15 protein-coding genes and 1 pseudogene are annotated in these 16312 nt (G+C 59.5%); 5 read left to right on the forward strand and 11 right to left on the reverse strand.

The features are described from left to right. Nucleotides 1-159: 159 nt before the first annotated feature. The 3 genes from THISIDRAFT_RS04445 to THISIDRAFT_RS04455 all read right to left on the reverse strand — a co-directional run bounded on the left by THISIDRAFT_RS04445 (nucleotide 160) and on the right by THISIDRAFT_RS04455 (nucleotide 2190). On the reverse strand, nucleotides 160-381 hold the full coding sequence (locus tag THISIDRAFT_RS04445) for an AlbA family DNA-binding domain-containing protein (RefSeq protein ID WP_006786810.1): 222 nt from the start codon (nucleotides 379-381) through the stop codon (nucleotides 160-162). Nucleotides 382-440: 59 nt separating this feature from the next. After that, entirely contained in the window at nucleotides 441-731 is a 291-nt protein-coding gene (locus THISIDRAFT_RS04450; protein WP_006786811.1) for a nucleotidyltransferase family protein, read from the reverse strand. A gap of 157 nt (nucleotides 732-888) precedes the next feature. Further along, entirely contained in the window at nucleotides 889-2190 is a 1302-nt protein-coding gene (locus tag THISIDRAFT_RS04455) for an MFS transporter (RefSeq protein WP_006786812.1), read from the reverse strand. 51 nt (nucleotides 2191-2241) lie between these two features. Between THISIDRAFT_RS04455 and THISIDRAFT_RS04460 the strand changes: the two genes are divergently transcribed. The 3 genes from THISIDRAFT_RS04460 to menH are packed head-to-tail and all read left to right on the forward strand — an operon-like array spanning nucleotide 2242 to nucleotide 4573. Next, nucleotides 2242-3036, forward strand: a complete 795-nt coding sequence (locus THISIDRAFT_RS04460; protein ID WP_006786813.1) for a response regulator — start codon at nucleotides 2242-2244, stop codon at nucleotides 3034-3036. Between the two features lie 7 nt (nucleotides 3037-3043). Next, nucleotides 3044-3811 (forward strand): exodeoxyribonuclease III, encoded by a 768-nt coding sequence (gene xth / locus THISIDRAFT_RS04465; protein WP_006786814.1) that lies wholly within the window; start codon nucleotides 3044-3046, stop codon nucleotides 3809-3811. A gap of 3 nt (nucleotides 3812-3814) precedes the next feature. Then, nucleotides 3815-4573, forward strand: coding sequence for a 2-succinyl-6-hydroxy-2,4-cyclohexadiene-1-carboxylate synthase (menH, locus tag THISIDRAFT_RS04470; protein ID WP_006786815.1), 759 nt, complete (start codon nucleotides 3815-3817; stop codon nucleotides 4571-4573). A 3-nt stretch (nucleotides 4574-4576) separates the two neighbouring features. Here the strand turns inward: menH and THISIDRAFT_RS04475 are convergent, their stop codons facing one another. The 8 genes from THISIDRAFT_RS04475 to coaBC form a co-directional block, all read right to left on the reverse strand. Further along, nucleotides 4577-5902, reverse strand: a complete 1326-nt coding sequence (locus THISIDRAFT_RS04475) for a TRAP transporter large permease (protein ID WP_006786816.1) — start codon at nucleotides 5900-5902, stop codon at nucleotides 4577-4579. Nucleotides 5903-5966: 64 nt separating this feature from the next. After that, nucleotides 5967-6542 carry a TRAP transporter small permease subunit gene (locus tag THISIDRAFT_RS04480; RefSeq protein WP_006786817.1) on the reverse strand — a complete coding sequence of 192 codons (576 nt, stop codon included), beginning with the start codon at nucleotides 6540-6542 and terminating at the stop codon, nucleotides 5967-5969. Then, nucleotides 6517-7395 (reverse strand): segregation and condensation protein A, encoded by an 879-nt coding sequence (locus tag THISIDRAFT_RS04485; RefSeq protein ID WP_006786818.1) that lies wholly within the window; start codon nucleotides 7393-7395, stop codon nucleotides 6517-6519. Before THISIDRAFT_RS04485 ends, THISIDRAFT_RS04480 begins: the two co-directional genes overlap by 26 nt. A 15-nt stretch (nucleotides 7396-7410) precedes the next feature. Next, nucleotides 7411-8763: a TolC family outer membrane protein gene (locus tag THISIDRAFT_RS04490; protein ID WP_006786819.1), complete on the reverse strand. Its 1353-nt coding sequence runs from the start codon at nucleotides 8761-8763 to the stop codon at nucleotides 7411-7413. An 87-nt stretch (nucleotides 8764-8850) separates the two neighbouring features. After that, nucleotides 8851-9486 (reverse strand): nicotinate-nucleotide adenylyltransferase, encoded by a 636-nt coding sequence (gene nadD, locus THISIDRAFT_RS04495; protein ID WP_006786820.1) that lies wholly within the window; start codon nucleotides 9484-9486, stop codon nucleotides 8851-8853. Nucleotides 9487-9501: 15 nt separating this feature from the next. After that, nucleotides 9502-10800 carry a glutamate-5-semialdehyde dehydrogenase gene (locus tag THISIDRAFT_RS04500; RefSeq protein WP_418896140.1) on the reverse strand — a complete coding sequence of 433 codons (1299 nt, stop codon included), beginning with the start codon at nucleotides 10798-10800 and terminating at the stop codon, nucleotides 9502-9504. A 31-nt stretch (nucleotides 10801-10831) separates the two neighbouring features. Then, nucleotides 10832-13039: a primosomal protein N' gene (locus tag THISIDRAFT_RS04505; RefSeq protein WP_040851768.1), complete on the reverse strand. Its 2208-nt coding sequence runs from the start codon at nucleotides 13037-13039 to the stop codon at nucleotides 10832-10834. 25 nt (nucleotides 13040-13064) lie between these two features. Then, a complete protein-coding gene (gene coaBC, locus THISIDRAFT_RS04510; protein WP_006786823.1) occupies nucleotides 13065-14276 on the reverse strand; it encodes a bifunctional phosphopantothenoylcysteine decarboxylase/phosphopantothenate--cysteine ligase CoaBC in 1212 nt (403 codons plus the stop codon). Between the two features lie 210 nt (nucleotides 14277-14486). On the opposite strand from coaBC, the pseudogene THISIDRAFT_RS04515 reads away from it, so the two are divergent. Beyond that, nucleotides 14487-15457 (forward strand): annotated as a pseudogene (locus tag THISIDRAFT_RS04515) (IS5 family transposase). 180 nt (nucleotides 15458-15637) lie between these two features. Then, on the forward strand, nucleotides 15638-16276 hold the full coding sequence (locus THISIDRAFT_RS04520; RefSeq protein ID WP_040852362.1) for a class I SAM-dependent methyltransferase: 639 nt from the start codon (nucleotides 15638-15640) through the stop codon (nucleotides 16274-16276). Nucleotides 16277-16312 lie beyond the last annotated feature (36 nt).

Consider the following 16312-nt stretch of genomic DNA (forward strand, 5'->3'; position numbering starts at 1 on the left):
CGGCCTCCTCGGGTGCGAACAGCTCAATGGCTTGTTGGGGATAGTCGAGGATCAGGTTTTTGAAGTTTTGATCGTGGCTCATAGGGTGATTTAGTGGTTTTTTTAGGAGCGCCGAGCTCTGGCTCGGCACTGGGGTCATGGAACTCTGGCTCCGTGTTGTTAGGGAGAGCTGGAGCTGTGCGCCTCCAGCCGGTCGAGCTGCTCAACGGGAATGCCCACCACCTCCCGGCGTTTGTCATCCACCCCCAGAATTAACAGACTGCCAGCGGCATTGCCCATCGCAGCCAGTTCATCCGACAGCCCATCCGGATGCGGCTTAGACACCTTGCAGCCTGAATCCAGCACCAAGCCTTTCAGCTCCAGGGGCGAATCCTCGCCCATATGCCAGCACCTTCTCGGCAAAGCTGATCATATCGTCGAGATAGAAATGCCAGACGCGTTCAGACATCGATCACCTCGCGCTTAATGAAAGGCTCAAGTTCTGCGCACAGCGCCTTTTCCGTCAGCAGATCCACCGGACAGCCCGGCAGATCTTCCAGATAGAACTGCACGCCGAAATAACGCACGGCACTGACCGGGCCATCAAAAGCAACGAGCACGTCCACATCGCTATCGCTGCGCGCCTCATCACGCGCCGTGGAGCCGAACAAGGCCAGTCGCGTCATGCCAAAGCGCCGCTGCAATTCCGGTTTGGCCTCGGCCAGGATTTGGGTAGCGGTGTTACGGTTCACCGCCCGCCCTCCCGATCCAGGTAAGTTCAAGTTTTTGTTTGCGCATCAAGGGAAATCCTGTATGTCAGGCTCAGGCCCGTGCCCAGACACGGACCTGTCATAATTGTTTGCATCAAAGCATCACGCGCTGTCCTGGCGGTTCCCGCTCAATGCCCGTTTATGCGGGACGTGGTTTTGTGCTGCGCATGAAAAAGGAGACCAGCAGCGCCAAAGCAAACAGGAGGATGCAAAACAGGATGGCGTTGTGCAGTCCAACGCGCATTTGCAGCAGACCGATGCCGAGCAGGCCGATGATGGCGGCCAGTTTGCTCGCCAGTCCCCAGAAACCAAAGAATTCAGCGGCTTTGTGTTTGGGTGCTAACGCACCGACCAGGGCGCGTCCGGCGGATTGGGTGGAGCCAAGGCACAATCCAGCGAGACTGCCGACGATTAAAAAGAGGTGCTGGGCCTGCAGTGTTGTGCCCAACCACTGACTTAAGAGATTAGCCAGCATAGGCGTGAGATAGATCAGGGCAATGGCGAGTATCCACAAAAGCAGGGTGAGGTTGTACATCAGGCGTCCGCCGAAGCGGTCTTGTAAAAAGCCAAACGCTAATGCCCCGGCAGCAGCGGTAAGCTGTACAATGACGAACATATACACGCGAATGTCTTCATCCCAGCCGATGACCTGCGCGCCATAGATGAAGGTGAAGGCGATGATGATATAAATCCCCGCCATCGCAAAAAAAATCGAGCACAGCAGAATAAACAGATCACGGTAGCGCAACAGCTCACGCAAGGTCTGGCCAACGCGCCGCAGGCCCATCAGGACATAGGCCCGGGGATGTTTGAGGCGACGCGGACGCCCGCGTTCGCGCAACCACAGGAAGGTCGGAATCGCAGCCAGCAGGAAAAACACCGCCGCAAAGGGGCCAACCCAGCGGATGCGCTCAAAGTTTTCGGCGCTGACCTCGCCTAAAAAGAGCAGGGCAAAGGCAGTGGCGACCAATCCACCGATATATCCCATCGCCCAGCCAAAGCCGGAAATCCCGCCAAGCTTTTCCGGCGGGCCTAATTCTGGTAAAAAGCTGGCAATAAAGGATTCGCCGATGGAATAGGCGAAGTTTGAAAGTATAATCAGCAGCATCCCCAGCCAGATGTAGCCAGGTGCGACGAAATACAGCAGGGTTGTGGTCACGACGGTCAAGAGGTAGCTGGCGAACAAAAAGCGTTTGCGCGCCGCCGAAAAATCCATTACCGCACCGGCCACCGGGCCGATCATTACAACAAAGGCATAGCTTGTCGCCAGGGCAATGCTCCATAACAGGTTGCCGAGGCGATAGTCATTGTGGGCATCGCCGACAATGACGCGGGTGAACAAATCGCCGAAAATGACGGTGATGATCAGCAGGGTGTATGCCTGATTGGCAAAATCAAACATCGCCCAGCCGAAGATTTCTTTTTTGGATGCGTGCGACATTGTTGTAGCTTAGCCTTTTATTTTTGGATTAAAAACAGATAGAGACGAATCATGACACAAGCCCTTCGTATTGAGGATCTGGCGATCCTGTTGATTGAGCCTTCCCGCACCCAGCGTCAAATCATTACCCAGCTTTTGTATGATGGCAATATCCAGAAGATTGAAACCGCAGAAGATGCCGCCTCCGCGCTGAAACTGATGGAGTCGTATCTGCCGGATCTTTTGGTGTGTAATTTTTATATGCCGGATATGGAAGCGCCCGAGCTGTTTCAGCACATGATCAATGATCCGCGCCTGGCCGAGGTGCCCAAGATGGTGATCTCCAGCGAACAAAATCATGACAATCTGGATACGGTGCGCCAGGCCGGGGTGCTGGCCTTGCTGCCCAAACCCTTTGATCGGGCTGATCTGGAGCGGGCATTGATCGTCACGCTCAATTATCTGGAAGAAGAGGAGCTGGAGCTTGAGGATCGCGATATCGCCGACGTGCGGGTGTTGATCGTGGATGATTCACGCATGGCCCGCAAACATCTGCGCCGCGTGTTGCAGCATGTGGGCATTGAATCCATTGATGAAGTGGAAAATGGCGCGCTGGCCTTGGAACAATTGGCCATGAGCAGTTATGACCTGGTGGTCACTGACTACAATATGCCGGTGATGGACGGTCAGGGCTTGATCAATGAGATGCGTAGCAATCCCGCCTATGTGCATATTCCCATCATGATGGTGACCTCTGAATCTGATGTCAGCCGCCTGTCATCGGTCAAGCAGGCCGGCGTGTCTGCGATTTGCGACAAGCCTTTTGAGGTCGATCAAGTGCGCCATCTGCTACGCAAGATCATCTGAGTAGCTTATGTCATTTCGGCTTGCGACCTGGAATGTCAACTCGCTCAAGGTGCGCCTGCCCCAGGTGCTTGATTGGCTCGCCGCCCAGCAGCCGGATATCTTGTGTTTGCAGGAAACCAAGCAAACCGATGCGGCCTTTCCTTTCGCGGCCCTGGAAGACGCCGGGTATGTGGCCTATAGCAATGGCCAGAAAACCTATAACGGCGTTGCCATTATAGCGCGCACCCCGGCACAGGCACTGGTGCACGAGATTCCTGATTTTTCCGATCCGCAACGGCGCGTGCTGGCCTTAACCCTCAACGGGCTGCGGGTGATCTGCGCGTATTTTCCCAATGGACAGGCGCTGGGCAGTGAGAAATTTACCTATAAACTGCACTGGCTTGAGGCACTGACAGCCTGGCTTGCGCAGGAGCTGGCCAAGCATCCCCGGCTGATTCTGGCCGGGGATTTCAATATTGCCCCAGCCGCCGAGGATGTACATCCGCAATGGGACGATGAAATTCATGTCTCCTTTCCTGAGCGGGCCGCCTTTACACGGCTGCTGGATTTGGGGCTGGTCGATGCCTTTCGCTGCTTCCCCCAGGCCGAGGCCCGCTTTTCCTGGTGGGATTATCGCCGGGCGGCTTTCCGGCGTAATTTAGGGCTGCGCATTGATCACATTCTCATCAGCGAAGCCCTGCGCCCACACGCTCAAGCCTGCCTCATCGACACCGCCCCCCGAGCACTGGAGCGGCCTTCGGATCATGCACCGGTGCTGCTGACCCTGGATCTTTAGCCTATGCCATCCACTGCATGCGTCTCGTTTTTACATGGTTTTTTGGGCAGCGGCGCAGACTGGCAACCGTGGCGGGAGGATTTACAGGCCCAGGGGCTGATGGTATTGGCGCCCGATATGCCCGGTCATGGTGTCACGCCGGGGCCTTTTGAAGACTGTGCCGATTTTGACAGTACCGTGGCAGCATTGGCGCAATGGCTGGAGGCGCAGCATCCCGGGCCGGTGCATCTGGTAGGCTATTCGATGGGCGGACGCCTGGCGCTGGCGCTGGCCTTGCGCTATCCGCAACAGATCCAGAGCGCGCATATTCTGTCCGCCTCGCCGGGCCTGGAGCAGCTCGATAAACAGCTGGCCCGGCAGGTACATGATGATGCCCTGGCAGAGCGCCTGGCGCGGGATTTCCCCGGCTTTATCATGGACTGGTATCGCCAGCCGCTGTTTGCCAGTTTGCGCCGCCAGCCCGAATTTACCACCCTGGAAAAGCAGCGCCGCCAGGGTGACCCCGCCCGTTTAGCGCGAGCACTGCGCCATCTGAGCCTGGGGCGTCAACCCTCATTGTGGGACGCGCTGGAACAGCATCCCCGGCCCTTGCATATCTGCGTCGGGGATCTCGACCGCAAATACCACACCCTGGGTAAAACCTTGGTGAGCCGTTGCCCCTCCGCCCGCCTGCATGTCTTTATCGGTTGTGGTCATGCCCTGCATCTGGAAGACAAGGCCGCCTTTCGCCGCTATCTCTATCGGACGCTGGGGCTGGGCTGAGCCTTACCAGCCCAGGCGCTCCGGCAACCACAGGACAATCTGCGGAAACACGATGAGCAGCCCCAGGGCCAGCAACTGAATCAGCACAAAGGGCATCGCCCCCCAGTAAATGACCGCCGTATTGAGGTTACGCGGGGCCACGCCCTTCATAAACAACAGCGACCAGCCAAAGGGCGGGGTTAAAAACGAGGTTTGCAGATTCATCGCGACCAAAATCGCCACCCACACCATGGAAAATTCCGGATGACCGACAAGGAAGGGTAAAAACATCGGCAGGGCGATGTAGGTGATCTGAATCCACTCCAGAAAAAAGCCCAGAATAAACACCAGCAGCAGCATAAACAATAAGGTGCCGTAAAAGCCTCCCGGCACCCAGTCAAACAGCGCCTCGATCAAAAACTCTCCATCCAGCCCGCGAAAGGTCAATGCAAACACCTGCGAGGCAATCAGCACAAAAAACACCATCGCCGTGATGCGCACCGAGACGCTGATCGTCTCGCGCAGGGCCTTCTTGCTCAGGCGTCCCGCCAGCGCCGCGACAATGATGGCGCCCACCGCACCCACCGAGGCCGCCTCGGTGGGTGCCGCGACTCCGCCAATAATCGCCGCCAGCACCGCCATCACCAAGGCCAGCGGCGGCAACACCGCCAGCAGCACATCCTTGAGCAACTGCGCCCGGCTCAGCTGCGCCCGTTCAGCGGCATCAATCGCCGGCACATCCGCCGCCGACCACAGCGCCACGCCTAATAAATACAGCACATACAACCCGGCCAGCATCAGCCCCGGTACCAGCGCAGCGGCAAACAGGCTGCCCACCGACAGATTCATGATATCCGCCAGCACCAGCAGCACCAGACTCGGCGGAATGATCTGGCCCAGCGTACCAGCGGCGCAAATGGTGCCACAGGCCACACTGGGCTTATAGCCCCGGCGCAATAAGGTCGGCAAGGCCATCAGGGTTAAAGTCACAATGGCCGCCCCGACAATGCCCGTGGCCGCGCCCATCAACACCCCGACCAGGATCACCGCCAGCGCCATCCCGCCCGGCAGCGCCCCGCAGGCATGACCGATCACCTCCAGCATACGTTCGGCAATGCGGGTTTTATCCAGCATCACCCCCATGAACACAAACAAAGGAATTGCCAGCAAGGTGGGGTTGGTGATGGTGCCGAAAATGCGCGCCGCCAGCAGTTCAAAAAAATCGCCCTGAAAGCCGATAAAGCCAAAGACAAAGCCCACCCCGGCAATGGCAAAGCCCACCGGCATTCCAGTCAAGACCAGCACGAAAAACGCGATGATCATCATCAGGGCATAATATTCAAGCGCCATGGAGGGCCTCGGGATCAGCGATTATGAGTAAGTTAAGTGCATGGCTAACCAGGTTTTTTCGGTCTTATGGGCTTTTGCGCAGGCTCAAACCAGACAGACGGCGCAGGCGCACGCGCTGTGGCCAGACGCGATAATGAAACCACAGACGGCGGATACATCCCAAGGCGCGCACCATGGCCTGTGTCAATACCAGAAAAAAGCCGATCAGCATCAGACCCTTGGGGATGAAACGCCAGGGCATTCCGCCAGCATTGGGGGAGGTTTCGCCACGCAGATAAGACAGCTCGACAAAGGGCCAGGTGTAATACAACAGCAGCAGCGCCACCGGAATCGCCACCCCCAGCATGGTCAGCAGATCTAGCCACAAGCGGCCCACCCGTCTCAGGCGCTGCGAGAAAATATCCACACGCACATGATCATCATGGCGCATCGCATAGCTGATCCCCAGAAGCGTCACCAGGGCCAGCAGATGCCACTCCAGTTCCTGCAGCCACATGGTGCCCATCCCGGCGCTATAGCGCGCCGCCATATTGCCAAAGACCAGCAAAACCAGCAGCAGCATGGCCACCCCGGCAAGCCCGGCCGCAAGGCCAGTCAGCCGCGCCAGTGGGCGTTCAATCCACAGAATCAGTCGATACATGAGGCCTCGCAGACGCACACGCCGGTGCAGGCGCGTTCAAGCCGATATAAATCGGCGCAAAGGGTTGATGCTGCACCAAGGCAATCAATTGCCCCTTGACCAGTTCCAGAACCGCCAGAAAGCTGACCACTACGCCCCCGCGCCCTTCCTCCAGGGTAAATAACTGCACAAAGGGGATAAAGCCCGGCGCGGTGTCCAGCAGGGCCAGAATCTGGCTCATCCGCTCACGCACGGACAGCGGCTCACGCTCAATATGATGATGGCGATACATCGCCGCCCGCTGCAACACATCCTGAAAGGCCAGCAGCACATCCGCCAGCGCCACCTCCGGATAACGTGTAATCCGCGTTAAGGGTGGCGGCTCGGCACTGGCCAGATACACATCCCGCTCCAGCCGGGGCAAGCTGTCCAGATCCTGGGCTGCTTTTTTGAAGCGCTCATATTCCAAAAGACGGCGCACCAGCTCGGCGCGTGGATCATCCTCCTCATCCGGGCTGTCACTTTGGCGCGGTAACAACATGCGTGACTTGATCTCGGCCAGCATTGCCGCCATGACCAGATATTCCGCCGCCAGCTCCAGGCGCAACTCGCTCATTAAGGCGATATAGTCCATATACTGGCGGGTGATTTCCGCAATCGGGATATTCAAAATATCCAGATTCTGCCGCTTGATCAGATACAGCAACACATCCAGCGGCCCCTCAAAGGTTTCTAAAAACACCTCCAGGGCATCCGGCGGGATATACAGGTCTTTAGGCAAGACCAGCAGCGGCTCGCCGCACACCGTCGCCAGCGGTGTTCCCGGCAACGCGGCGGCGGGCGCTTCAGCCGGGGGCGGCGCAAGCACAGGCATGGCCCAAGGGCGTGCTCAATCCAGCCAGAGATTCACCGCCACCAGATCATCCTCGGCAAGAATCCCGGCGGCTTCCTTCAGGCGCAAGGTACTCAGCAGATAATCATAGCGGGTCTGGGCATAGTCACGCTGCGCACGAAAGACTTCACGCAGCGCCAGCAACACATCAACCGCCGTCCGGGTGCCAATCTCAAAGCCAGCCTCGGCAGCCTCAGCGGCTGCCTGTGTGGATTCCAGGGCGCGATTCAATGCATGCACCGAGGAAATTCCTGATACCACCGACAGATAAGCAGCGCGGGTCTGGCGGATTACCTGACGCTCGTTAAACTGCAAATCCTCGCGCACCGCATCAAACTGCTCACGCGACTGGCGCACCAGGGCACTCGTCCGCCCCCCGGTATACACCGGGACCGTCAACTGCAAAGCAATCTGCGCATCACGGCCATCACGCAAATTACCGGCCCGCTCTGCAGGGACGCTGCTAAACTGGGTATCGGTATAACTGGCCCCCAATCCCAGCGTCGGATAATGACCGGCGCGCTGGCGCTTGATTTCCTCGGCCTGGGTTTCCACCGCCAGACGTGCCGCCAGCAGGGAAAGATTATTATCCGTAGCCGTCTCCACCCATTGCTCAATCACCGGCGGCTCCGGGTTCACCAACGGCATCTGCGCAGACAGTGGCGCCAAATGCTCATAATGGGTGTGGGTGATCACCGTCAGGGCCTCGCGGGCAATGTCGAGTTGATTGCTGGCGGCGATTTTTTGTGCCACCGCAATATCAAATTGCGCCTGCGATTCTTTGACATCGGTAATCGCAATCAGGCCCACCTCAAAACGGCGTTCGGATTGTTCCAGCTGGCGTCCGATGGCTTCCTGTTGAGCGGTGGCAAACAGCAGATTATCCTGCGCTGCCAGTATGCCGAAATAGGCCTCCGCCACCCGCAGCGCCAGACTCTGGCGCGCCGCATCCAGCTCCGCCGCCATGCGAGCAATCTCCAGATCGGCCTGCTTGAGCGCGATGCGCTGGGCCTGATTGTACAGACTCTGATTGAGATTCAGACTCAGGCGCGTCGTCCCATAATCCATGCTGGAGGCACCTTTGGGGTTAGTATCGCTATACGCCTGCTGGGCCGCGCCATCAATCTGCGGCAATAAGGCCGAACGCGCCAAGGGGCGAGCCTCCAAAACCGCACGATAACGCGCTTCCATCGCCCTAAGCTGGGCATCTTGGGCCAAGGCCACCTGATACACCGTCAGCAAATCGACCACCGCATCCGCATCGCCACCCTCTGCCGCCTGAACCGGGAGCACCGGACTACCCAGCCAGAGCACCGCCAACGCAAATCCCAACAGCGCGTACCTTTTCATCAAAAAAATCTCCAAAAAAAACCGGCATGGGCCGGAAAACCATCATATAAAACACACCAAAACCGCCGCCTTTGCCCAGCCATCCCGCTAACTTTGCGCGCCGCGATAAAGCCCCTGTGCCGCAATATAACCAAGCACCGCATCGGGTAACAGATACCGGGGACTGTCTCCCTGCGCCAGCAGACCACGAATCTCACTGGCCGAAATATCCATCTGACTCACCGCATGAAACAAGACACACCCGGCGGGGCGCTCACGCAAGCGGGCAGGCTGCTCCGTATACACCGGCTGCACCCAATCCTCAAGCTCACACGAGGCCAGATGACCGGGGCGATGCGCCACCACAATATGCGCCAGCGACAACACCTCCTCCCAGCGATACCAGGAACGCAAGCCAGCAAAGGCATCCATCCCCATCAGCAAACACACCGGTTGGCGCGGGCCACACTCGGCGCGCACACTGCGCAGCGTATCCACACTATAGGAAGGCCCGCTGCGCCCCAATTCGCGCGCATCCAGCACAAAGCCCGGCTGATCTGCAATCGCCAGCGCCACCATCGCACAGCGTTGCGCCGCACTGGCCAACGGCGTGCGCCGATGCGGCGGAATATGACACGGCATAAAGCGCACTTCGCGCAAGTCCAGATACGCCATCACCTCCAGCGCCGGGCGCAAATGCCCGAAATGAATCGGATCAAAGGTGCCGCCCAGAATCCCGATCATCCCCGGCCCATCACACTAACCGCGCACATGCCCATCGCCAAAGACCACAAATTTCAAGGTTGTCAGCCCCTCAAGCCCCACTGGCCCACGCGCATGCAGCTTATCCGTACTGATGCCAATCTCCGCCCCCAGCCCATACTCAAAACCATCGGCAAAGCGGGTCGAGGCATTCACCATCACCGAACTGGAATCCACCTCCCGCAAAAAGCGCCGCGCCATGCTGTAATCCTGCGTCAAAATACTATCCGTATGCTGCGAGCCGTACTGATGAATATGCTCCATCGCCGCCTCCAGCCCATCCACCACGCGAATACTCAGAATCGGCGCCAGATATTCGGTATACCAGTCTTCCTCGGTTGCTGCCAGCATCTGCGGGAGATGTTCACGGCATTGCGCACAGCCGCGCAGCTCCACCCCTTTTTCCTGAAATAAGGGCGCCAGTCGGGACAACAGCCTCGCCGCAACCGGCTGATCCAGCAACAAAGTCTCCAGGGTATTACACGTTCCATAGCGCTGCGTCTTGGCATTCATCACCACCGCCACGGCCTTGTCCAGATCGGCGCTGCGCTCCACAAACACATGACACACCCCGTCTAAATGCTTGATCACCGGAATCAGCGACTCCTCACTCACCCGCGCAATCAGCCCCTTACCCCCACGCGGCACAATCACATCCACATATTCCTGCATACGCAACAAGGCCCCGACCGCCGCACGATCCGTCGTCTCAACCACCTGCACCGCATCCGCCACCAAACCGCTGGCCTCAAGACCGCTGCGAATACACCGCGCCAGGGCCTGATTGGAATGAATCGCCTCCGAACCGCCGCGCAAAATCGCCGCATTGCCGGACTTTAGACATAAGGCCGCCGCATCCACCGTCACATTGGGCCGCGACTCATAAATAATCCCGATAACCCCCAACGGCACCCGCATTCGGCCCACCTGAATCCCGCTAGGGCGATAACACACATCCGACATCACCCCCACCGGATCAGGCAAAGCCGCCACCTCACGCAAGCCCTGCGCCATCGCCTCAATCCGCTGCGGATTAAAGGCCAGACGATCCAGCAAAGCCGCATCCAGACCATTGCGCTCACCCGCCGCCAAATCCCGCTGATTCTCCGCCAGCAAATCCCCCGCCTGCGCCTCAATTTCACACGCAATCTTTACCAGGGCCTGATTTTTCACGCCGGTATCCGCCCGCGCCATCACCCGCCCGGCCCGGCGTGCCGCCTGCCCCACACCCTGCATATACGCTACCAGCTCGGCATCACTCATCCCCACACCCCCACTCAAATTAAAAGAATACATGCCCGCCATTATACCCAATGGACGTGCCATGCTACCCCATATCCACCGGATCAATATCCACCGACCAGCGCACCTGCCGCGCCAACGGCAGCGCATCAAACTCACACACCCGCGCCCGCAACAAACGCTGCAACACCGAACGCGACGGTGCATGCAACAACAAATGCGCCCGAAACCACCCCGCCCGCCGCTGCATCGGCGCCGGCACCGGGCCAAGCACCGCCACCCCCTGCGCATCAGGCAAAAGATACGCACGCACCGCCGCTAAAAACTGCTCCCCCAGCGCACTATCCCGCGCCTCAGCCCGAATCAACGCAAAAGCCGCAAACGGCGGCAAGCCCGCCAAACGGCGCTGCTCCAACAAATCCTGACTCACCACCGCATAGCCCGACTGCAACAAGGTCCGCAAAAAGGGATGCTCCGGATGAAAAGTCTGGATCAACACCTCACCGGGACGCTCAGCCCGCCCGGCCCGTCCAGCCACCTGCGTAATCACCTGCGCCAGGCGCTCCTGCGCGCGAAAATCCGTACTGAACAAACCTTGATCCACGCCCAAAATCACCGCCAGCGACACCCCCGGAAAATCATGCCCCTTCGCCAACATCTGCGTCCCGATCAAAATGCGATACTGCTGCGCATGAATCGCCGCAAACACCTGCTCAAACGCCTCACGCCCCTGCGTACTATCCCGATCAATCCGCACCAGCGGCGCATCCGGAAAATGCCGCGCCAGCGCCGCCTCAATGCGTTGCGTTCCCTCCCCGCGTGGACGCAGGCGCCCCTGACACCCCGGACACACCCGCACCGGCGCCGAGCGCGTACCGCAATGATGACAACACAAAAGCCCGGCCCGCTGATGCCACGTCAAATGCGCATCACACTGCGGACACTGCGCCGACCAGCCACAGCCCTCACACACCAACGCCGGCGCAAAGCCGCGCCGATTCAAAAACAACAACACCTGCCCCCCGGCCTCCAGATGCGCACTGATCGCATCCAGCACACTGACCGACAAGCCCTCATCATGCCACTGCCGACGCATATCCACCACGCGCACACTCGGCAACCGCGCCCCCCCGGCCCGGCGCGGCAAACGCACACACTGATACGCCCCCTTCGCCACATTCGCCAGACTCTCCAGCGAAGGCGTCGCCGACCCCAGCACCACCGGAACATCCTCACGATAGCCCCGCAACACCGCCAAATCCCGCGCATGATAGCGCAAGCCCTCATGCTGCTTCAGCGACGCATCATGCTCCTCATCCACCACAATCAGGCCCGGCTGCGCCCACGGCACAAACACCGCCGAGCGCGTCCCGATAATCACCCGCGCCTGCCCGCTACGCGCCGCCAGCCACCCCTGCAAACGCACCTTCTCACTCAAGCCCGAATGCAACACCGTCATCGCCACCGGCAAGCGCGCCCGAAAACGCGCCAACAACTGCGGCGTCAACGCAATCTCCGGCACCAACACCAAACACTGCCGCTCCTGCGCCAGCGTCGCCGCCATCAAACTCAAATACACCTCCGTCTTCCCGCTCCCCGTCACCCCCTCCAACACATACACCCGATGCCCCGCCTGCCCCTGCACCGTCGCCACCGCCTGCGCCTGATCCGCATTCAACACCGGCAACGTAGCGGACGTAGCGGACGCATCCTGCCTTGTAGCGGACGTATCCTGCGTTCGCTCCCGCCTCTCCCGCACCACCCAGCCACGCTGCACCAACCCCTGCATCGCCCCGCGCCAGTTCCCCAACGCCAGCAACCGCGCATCATCCGCCGCCAGCCCCCCAGGCACCTGCTGCAACACCTGCAACACCGCCTGCTGACGCGGCGCACGACGCAACGCCGCCAAATCCGCACCCAGACCGGCAGCCGTCAACTGAAAAAACACCACAGGGGGAAAAAGAGCAGGCGCACCGCCGCGCAACAAACCGGGCAACGCCGTGGCGATCACCTCGCCGAAAGGATAATGATAATAATCCGCCGTCCACTGCAACAACCGCAACAACGCCGCCGAAAGCAACGGTACCGCATCAAGAACATCACTGACAACGCGCAAATCCTCACGCGCCGCATACGCCGCCCCAGGCTCAGGCAACGCCACCACCACCCCCACCAACGCCCGCCGCCCAAACGGCACCCGCACCCGCGCCCCCACCACCGCCACCTGACCGGGCGCCAACCGATAATCAAACACCCGATACAGCGGCACCGGCAGAGCAACACGCACCAACATAAAGCCTAACCCAAAGGCCGCAACATCAACACCCCTTCGCCAGATACCGCGCAACAATCACATCCAGCAACGCATGCGCCAAAGCCTCCTTAGACTGACGCGGCAAATCAACCCCGCCATCCCCCCACAACACAGACAAGGCATTATCCGCAACATCAAAGCCCTGCCCCTCACTCACATCATTCGCCGCAATCATATCAAGCCCCTTCCGCACCAACTTATCGCGCGCCAGTTCCACAAGCCGCCCCGTCTCCGCCGCAAAGCCCACCACAAAAGGACGCCCCACCCCCAACGCCGCCACCTCCGCCAAAATATCCGGATTCCTCACCAACGACACACACCAATCATCCGCCCCCTTCTTCAACTTCTGCGCCGCCACCGCCGCCGCCCGATAATCCGCCACCGCCGCCGCCCCAATAAACACATCACAGCCCCCCACCTCCGCCAACACCGCCTCCCGCATCTGCGCCGCCGACTCAACCGCAACATGGCGCACCCCATACGGCACCGCCAACGCACACGGCCCACTCACCAACACCACCTCCGCCCCCCGACACGCCGCCGCCTGCGCCAACGCATACCCCATCCGGCCCGAACTCCGATTCCCCACATACCGCACCGGATCAAGCGCCTCCCGCGTCGGCCCCGCCGTCAACACCACCCGCCGCCCCCGCAACGGCCACGGCCCAACACACTGCTCCAGCGCACCCAACAACACCGGAATCTCCAACAACCGGCCCTCCCCCACCTCCCCACACGCCTGCACCCCCTGCCCCGGCCCCAACACAAACACCCCCCGCCGCCGCAACGTAGACACATTCTCCTGCGTCGCCGCATTCAACCACATCCCATGATTCATCGCCGGCGCCACACACAACGGCGTCTGCACCAACCGCGCCAGACACAAAGTACTCAACAAATCATCCGCCAACCCATGCGCCAGTCTGGCGATAAAATTAGCGCTGGCCGGAGCAATCACAATCACCTCCGCCCAGCGCGCCAGACTGATATGATCCATCCCCGCCTCAGCCTGCGCATCAAACACCGCCGACCGTACTGGAAACCCCGACAACGCCTGAAAACTCAATGGCGCCACAAACTCACACGCCGCCGCCGTCATCACCACCCGCACCTCACACCCCGCCTCCTGCAAACGCCGCACAAAATCACACGCCTTATACGCCGCCACACTCCCCGTCACCCCCAACAACACCCGCCTACCGTGCAACATACCCATAACGATTATCCTGACAAAGCCTCATACGCCGCGCATACTAACATAGCCACTCCCCGGAACCGCCGGGGACCGCCGACTTGGAGCGCCGAGTTGCACTCGGCAGCGGTTAAGGAAACACTGCATAAATCCCCTCGCAGCTGCCTGACAGCCGTCGGCGGGGTAAAATCTGGCCACCCAGTCACCACCTGATCGAGCCACCCGAAGAAACAGATCTCTTGTGCCCAGGCAAAACACCAGAACAAAAAGAAGGTGACCCGCCGCGAGCGGTTCCTGGCCCAGATGGAGGCGCGGGTGCCTTGGCAACGGCTCATCGACGCGCTGTCGCCGTCTTGCTTCCCGAACGCAGCGGGCAAGCGCGGCCGTCCGCCCATCGGCCTGGAGCGCATGCTGAGGATCTACTTCCTGCAACAGGGGTATGCGCTCGCCGACGAGGCACTTGAAGATGCCATCTACGATAGCCAGGCGATGCGCGACTTCGTGGGTATCGATTTGGCCATCGAGAGCGTGCCGGACGCGACCACGCTGCTGCGCTTGCGTCATCTGCTGGAGAAGCATGCGCTGACCCAGCGGATCTTCGAGGAGATCAACGCCCACCTGACCGAGAAAGGGCTGTTCATGCGTGAGGGCACGATCGTCGACGCCACCCTCGTGGCAGCCGCCCCTTCTACCAAGAACAAGGCCAAGCAGCGCGATCCACAGATGAAGCAGACCAAGAAAGGCAACCCGTGATATTTCGGCATGAAGGCCCATATCGGCGTCGATGCCGTCACCGGACTGACTCACAGTGTCGTCGCGACCTCGGCCAACGTTGCCGATGTCACCCTGGCCGGCGCTCTGGTGCGGGAGGATGACAAACGGGTATACGGCGACGCGGTCTACACCGGCATGGGCAAGCATCTCGACGAAGAGAAGGATGCCTCGGACTCCCGGTGCTGCGTGGCCGCCAAGCGCGGTGCCATCAAGAAGATGGACGAAAGCCCGATGAAAACACGGCTGCTGGCGATCGAGAAGGCCAAAGCGAGCATCCGTTTCATGTCATCAAGAACCTCTTTTGCTACCGGAAGGTGCGCAACCAGGGGCTGGCCAAGCACCAGGCGCAACTTTTCAGCCTGTTCGGATTGGCCAACCTTGTGCTGGCGACACGATGCGAAGGCCAAGTTGATGGGGCCAGTACGCCTTGAATCTGCCCTGGCAGCCGGATAACCCGGCTGCCAGGGAAACAGGACCACATGAAGTGGTCAGAAAATGATCGCCAATGGGGTGATTGAATCACTCTGAGCCCCCTCAGCTGCGCGCAACCGAATTGATCAGTGGTTCCCTAAATGGCCAAAGTCGAGATAACAGCCTCTAACGAGTTGTTTATGAATCCATGCCCTTTATGTCAGCATCGGCACACATATCCCTTGTCGGTCGCGGCTAAATGCTATTACCGCTGCTTGCAGTGTGCGATGGTGTTTCTCGATCCGCGCTTTTATCTGGACGCCGCTGCAGAAAAGGCGATCTATGATCTGCATGAGAATCACCTTGATGATTCGGGGTATCGCGCCTTTTTGGAGCGAACCTTGGTGCAGGTCAGGCAGCACATCCCCAGCCCCGCCAGTGGCCTGGATTTTGGCTGTGGGCCGGGGCCTGTATTGATCGCCATGGCGCAGGAAGCGGGTTATCAGATGACGGCCTATGATAAGTATTATTGTGATCATCCGCAGGTATTTACGCAGTGCTATGATTTTATCACCTGCACCGAGGTGGTTGAGCACCTGGCCCAGCCGTTTATGGAGCTGCAGCGCGTATGGCAGTGCTTAAAACCAGGCGGGGTGTTGGTGATTCAGACCCAGCGGGTTCTGAACGATCAGCGTTTCATGTGCTGGCGCTACAAAGACGACCCCACTCATATCGTATTTTTTGCCGCAGAGTCCTTTGCTTACCTCGCTCATCAGTGGAGTGCAACCGTGGAATACCCGGCCCGTGATGTCGTGGTACTACACAAGGGGTCTTCATAAACATCATATTTCCTGAAAAGCCGCATTCTTTTGGTA

Source organism: Thiorhodospira sibirica ATCC 700588, from assembly GCF_000227725.2.
Classification (GTDB): Bacteria; Pseudomonadota; Gammaproteobacteria; order Ectothiorhodospirales; family Ectothiorhodospiraceae; genus Thiorhodospira; species Thiorhodospira sibirica.